The following is a 5,344-nucleotide window of genomic DNA, read 5'->3' on the forward strand; positions in this document are numbered from 1 at the left end:
CTGGAAGTGGTCGAGCACGCCTGCTCCATCGGCAGCCTGCAAATGGGCGAGTTCGCTGAAAACGTTGCCGGCGGTGTCGACACCTATACCCTGCGTGCGCAACCTCGGCGTAGGCTTCGCCCACAGCGTGATCGCGTACGAAGCCAGCCTCAAGGGCATCAGCAAGCTGGAACTGAACGCACAGAAAATCGCCGAAGACCTGGATGCGTGCTGGGAAGTTCTGGCCGAGCCGATCCAGACCGTGATGCGTCGCTACAATATTGAAAACCCGTACGAAAAGCTGAAAGAGCTGACTCGCGGCAAGGGCATCAGCCCCGAAGCGCTGCAAACTTTCATCGACGCACTGGACATGCCGGCCGCCGCCAAGGCCGAGCTGAAACTGCTCACCCCGGCGAACTACATCGGCAACGCCGTGGCACAAGCCAAGCGCATCTGATCGACTGCAAGACCCTTTCAAGACGCCCGGCCGCGCCGGGCGTTTTTATTCCCGTATGAAAAGTGCTTTTTTTCAATAGGTTACACATGAATCCTGACACTCCTCTTCAACTTCTGGGCGGCATCACGGCGCGAGAATTCCTGCGCGACTACTGGCAGAAAAAACCACTGCTGATCCGTCAGGCAATCCCTGACTTCGAGAGCCCGATCGATGCCGACGAACTGGCAGGCCTGGCACTCGAAGAGGAAGTCGAATCGCGCCTGGTGATCGAACACGGCGAACGCCCATGGGAATTGCGCCGCGGCCCGTTCGCCGAGGACGAATTCAGCAAATTGCCGGAGCGCGACTGGACCCTGCTGGTGCAAGCCGTTGACCAGTTCGTACCGGAAGTCAGCGAGTTGCTGGAGCACTTCCGCTTTCTGCCGAGCTGGCGAATCGACGACGTGATGATCAGTTTCGCCGCGCCTGGCGGCAGCGTCGGCCCGCACTTCGATAACTACGACGTGTTCCTGCTGCAAGGCCAGGGCAAGCGCAACTGGAAAATCGGCCAGATGTGCAACACCGAAAGCCCGCTGATACAACACGCGGACCTGCGCATCCTCGCCGAGTTCGAAGAGACGGCCGAATGGGTGCTGGAACCGGGCGACATGCTCTACCTGCCGCCACGCCTGGCCCACTACGGCATCGCAGAAGACGACTGCATGACCTATTCGGTGGGCTTCCGCGCACCGAGCGCCGCCGAAGTGCTGACGCACTTCACCGACTTCCTGAGCCAGTACCTGTCGGACGAAGAGCGCTACACCGACGCCGACGCTCTGCCGGCGGTTGATCCGCACCAGATCCAGCACGATGCCCTCGATCGCCTGAAAAGCCTGCTGGCCGAACACATGAGCGACGAGCGCATGCTGCTGACCTGGTTCGGCCAGTTCATGACCGAGCCACGCTACCCGGAACTGGTGGCAGGCGAGGAACTGGAAGAAGAAGACCTGCTCGGCAGCCTGGAAAACGGCGCCATCCTGATCCGCAACCCGAGTGCACGCCTGGCCTGGTCGGAAGTCGACGACGACCTTCTGCTGTTTGCCAGCGGACAAAGCCGCTACCTGCCGGGCAAACTGCGCGAACTGCTGAAAATGATCTGCGCCGCCGACGCCCTGCACATCGACAACCTCGGCCCATGGCTGAGCGACGAAGATGGCCGCTGCCTGCTGTGCGAACTGGTCAAGCAAGGAAGCCTGGGGTTCGCCGATGAATAAGATTCACGTACGTGTCGCAGACTGGCAGAAGGATAACGCCGAGATCCGGCGCATTCGTGAAGCGGTGTTCGTCGCCGAGCAATCCGTTCCACCTGAACTGGAATGGGATGCCGATGATGTGACGGCCGTGCATTTCCTGGCACTTGAAGGCGACTTTCCGATCGGTACCGCACGCCTGTTGCCTGACGGCCATGTCGGCCGGGTCTCGGTGCTCAAGGACTGGCGCGGCCTGAAAGTCGGCGATGCGCTGATGCAGGCGGTGATCGGCGAAGCCGAGAAACGCGGGCTGAAGCAACAGATGCTCAGCGCCCAGGTGCAAGCCACGGCGTTCTATGAGCGCCTGGGCTTCAACATGGTCAGCGAGGAATTCCTGGAAGCCGGCATTCCCCATGTGGACATGGTGCGGCACTCGACCTGAGACCGAGGTGCCGCCTTCGCGGGCAAGTCGGATCGCCGCACCGCTCGCTCCTACGGTACGTAGTTGCTCCCAAAACGCCCCGTCATTTTCCAATGCCGGGGCGTTTTGCTGTCTAGGATTCAACTAACCCCACCCCAGGCCGACAAACTGGCAATATCAAGAGATCACTCTTTCCCTGTAGGAGCGAGCAAGCTCGCGATGGACTCCCAGACGCCGTGGACATCCAGGCACCCAGCGTCATCGTTAACGACCATCGCGAGCTTGCTCGCTCCTACAGACAGATCACAGAAGTCGGAGATAACGGATATGTCCCTACGCACCCTGCTCACCACACTGCTGGTGACCTGCAGCTTTTCGGCCATGGCGGCGACAGAAATCGTGCCGCTGAGCTACCACACCAGCGCCGACATGCTACCGATGGCGCAGGATTTCATCGGCAAGGACGGCCAGGTCAGCGCCTACGGCAATCAGCTCATCGTCAACGCCGATCAGCGCAAAATCGACGAACTTAAAACCCTGATCGGCCAACTCGACGTTGCGCCAAAGCGATTGCTGATTACTGTCGACACCAATGAAAACAACGTCCAGGGCGATCAGGGTTACTCGATCAATGGCGCCAAGCCAGGCCAGACTCGAATCATCAGTCACAGCACCGACAGCCGTGACGGTGGCATCCAGCAAATACAGGCCACTGACGGCATGCCGACGCTGATCCAGGTCGGCCAGAGCGTACCGCTGACCAGCACCCAGATCGACTCGTACGGCGACCTGCGCAGCCAGACTGAATACCGCAATGTCACCCAGGGTTTTTACGTCACCGCCAATGTCACGGGCGATATCGTTCACCTGTCGATCAGTACCAACCGTGACCGGATGAGCCAGGAACGTCCGGATGTAGTGAACGTACAAAGTACCGACACAACCGTCACAGGCCGCCTCGGCGAATGGATCCTGCTGGCCGGGGTGAATGGCCAGACCCAGGCCGACAAACAGGGCATGACCCGCAGTTATTCGACCCAGAGCCGCAATGACATGACTTTGCGGGTGAAAGTCGACGCCCTGGACTAAAGCACCGAAAACTGACTGCCGAGTCGTATTAGACCAAAGATGTAGTGCTCGAAAAAAAGCACTACAAAATGTTTGACGAGGCAAAAAAGCAAAGGCATGATGGCCTCGCTCCCGCTAATCAGGGGCCCTGGCAAGGGCCTTCGAGGCGATGTTCGCACCTACCCCGCGAGCCGCTTCGTGTCTGTACCGCCCACAAGGTGTGTTTGACGAGGTTGTCGACTGGAACGAAGTTGTCCCGAGGGACGGAAGCGTAATTAGGTAACCCGGCACCACACTGATGTTCGTACCAAGGCCCACGACGCCCGAATGCGCCCGCAGTCCGCCTTTACCTGCTCACTTTCCCCTCGAGCCGATCGTTCATCCCGTCGCCCTCCCCGCCGAATCCGACTTGACCGCTTAAGCCTCTGGTCAGCGAGCGCAGGAATTTTCCACCGCAGAACAACTTTTCATAAAGACGCGACGAGGTTTATCTCCCATGGCACTGACACGCGAACAGCAAATTGCAGCCCTCGAAAAAGACTGGGCTGAAAACCCGCGCTGGAAAGGCGTGACACGCACTTACTCCGCTGCTGACGTCGTCCGTCTGCGTGGCTCGGTTCAACCTGAGCACACCTTTGCAAAAATGGGCGCCGAAAAGCTGTGGAACCTGGTCACCCAGGGTGCCAAGCCAGCCTTCCGCCCGGAGAAAGATTTCGTCAACTGCATGGGCGCCCTGACTGGCGGCCAGGCTGTGCAACAAGTCAAGGCCGGTATCCAGGCAATCTACCTGTCTGGCTGGCAAGTGGCTGCGGACAACAACTCCGCCGAATCGATGTACCCGGACCAGTCGCTGTACCCGGTGGACTCCGTTCCAACCGTGGTCAAGCGCATCAACAATGCATTCCGTCGCGCCGACCAGATCCAGTGGAAAGCCGGCAAAAACCCGGGCGACGCTGGCTACATCGACTACTTCGCACCGATCGTGGCTGACGCCGAAGCCGGTTTCGGCGGCGTACTGAACGCCTACGAGCTGATGAAGAGCATGATCGAGGCAGGCGCTGCCGGCGTTCACTTCGAAGACCAGCTGGCTTCCGTGAAAAAATGCGGCCACATGGGTGGCAAGGTACTGGTTCCAACCCAGGAAGCCGTGCAAAAGCTCGTCGCTGCCCGTCTGGCCGCCGACGTCGCCGGTACGCCGACCATCATCCTGGCGCGTACCGACGCCAACGCCGCCGACCTGCTGACTTCTGACTGCGACCCGTACGACCAGCCTTTCGTGACTGGCGAACGCACCCAGGAAGGCTTCTACAAAGTACGCGCTGGCCTGGACCAGGCAATCGCCCGCGGCCTGGCTTACGCTCCGTACGCCGACCTGATCTGGTGCGAAACCGCCAAGCCGGACCTGGAAGAAGCCCGCCGCTTCGCCGAAGCGATCAAAAAGGAATACCCGGATCAACTGCTGTCGTACAACTGCTCGCCTTCCTTCAACTGGAAGAAAAACCTGGACGACGCGACCATCGCCAAGTTCCAGCGCGAACTGTCCGCCATGGGCTACAAGCACCAGTTCATCACCCTGGCCGGCATTCACAACATGTGGCACAGCATGTTCAACCTGGCGCACGACTACGCCCGCAACGACATGACCGCCTACGTGAAGCTGCAAGAGCAGGAATTCGCCGACGCCGCCAAGGGTTACACCTTCGTGGCGCACCAGCAGGAAGTGGGCACCGGCTACTTCGACGACATGACCACCGTGATCCAGGGTGGCGCTTCTTCGGTAACAGCCCTGACCGGCTCGACCGAAGAAGAGCAGTTCCACTGATCCGCTTCGCCTGAGTCAACGGCCGCTGCGGACCGGATGCAAAACTAACCGCAGCGCTGCACAAATGACGCCCCGACTGGTTCGGGGCGTTTTTTTTGCACTGGATTTACCCTGCCCTTTTCGTAGGAGCGAGCGGGCGGCGATCCGACTTGCCCGCGAACAAGAAGCCAAGGCGCATCTGTCACACCGTGTCATCGTTCTTCGCCTGTAGGAGCGAGGCTTGCCCGCGAATGGGGCACTGCGGTGTATCTGTACGCACCGCGTCATCGTTGTTCGCCTGTAGGAGCGAGGCTTGCCCGCGAACGGGACAATGCGGTGTATCTGTACGCACCGCGTCATCGTTCTTCGCCTGTAGGAGCGAGGCTTGC

General features: G+C 59.9%; 4 protein-coding genes and 1 pseudogene. All 5 read left to right on the top strand.

All coding sequences use genetic code 11. From position 1 onward, the window contains the following. Positions 1-436, top strand: a pseudogene (locus tag ACQKP2_RS31250) (hypothetical protein); the annotation flags it as partial. 86 nt (positions 437-522) lie between these two features. Further along, on the top strand, positions 523-1,689 hold the full coding sequence (locus ACQKP2_RS31255) for a JmjC domain-containing protein (protein WP_427582155.1): 1,167 nt from the start codon (positions 523-525) through the stop codon (positions 1,687-1,689). Then, a complete protein-coding gene (locus ACQKP2_RS31260) occupies positions 1,682-2,107 on the top strand; it encodes a GNAT family N-acetyltransferase (RefSeq protein WP_427582156.1) in 426 nt (141 codons plus the stop codon). The genes ACQKP2_RS31255 and ACQKP2_RS31260 overlap by 8 nt, the downstream gene beginning before the upstream one ends. A gap of 306 nt (positions 2,108-2,413) precedes the next feature. Further along, entirely contained in the window at positions 2,414-3,175 is a 762-nt protein-coding gene (locus ACQKP2_RS31265) for a secretin N-terminal domain-containing protein (protein ID WP_427582157.1), read from the top strand. Between the two features lie 475 nt (positions 3,176-3,650). Next, positions 3,651-4,976, top strand: a complete 1,326-nt coding sequence (gene aceA, locus ACQKP2_RS31270; protein ID WP_427582158.1) for an isocitrate lyase — start codon at positions 3,651-3,653, stop codon at positions 4,974-4,976. The last annotated feature ends 368 nt before the right edge of the window (positions 4,977-5,344 follow it).

The sequence above is a fragment of the Pseudomonas sp. NPDC089569 genome, from assembly GCF_050280625.1.
In the GTDB taxonomy this organism is placed as follows: Bacteria; Pseudomonadota; Gammaproteobacteria; order Pseudomonadales; family Pseudomonadaceae; genus Aquipseudomonas.

Excerpts from the sequence above, each read along its gene's own strand:
- ACQKP2_RS31260 (WP_427582156.1), top strand. The coding sequence starts at position 1,682 with ATGAATAAGATTCACGTACGTGTCGCAGACTGGCAGAAGGATAACGCC.
- aceA (WP_427582158.1), top strand. The coding sequence starts at position 3,651 with ATGGCACTGACACGCGAACAGCAAATTGCAGCCCTCGAAAAAGACTGG.
- ACQKP2_RS31255 (WP_427582155.1), top strand. The coding sequence starts at position 523 with ATGAATCCTGACACTCCTCTTCAACTTCTGGGCGGCATCACGGCGCGA.
- ACQKP2_RS31265 (WP_427582157.1), top strand. The coding sequence starts at position 2,414 with ATGTCCCTACGCACCCTGCTCACCACACTGCTGGTGACCTGCAGCTTT.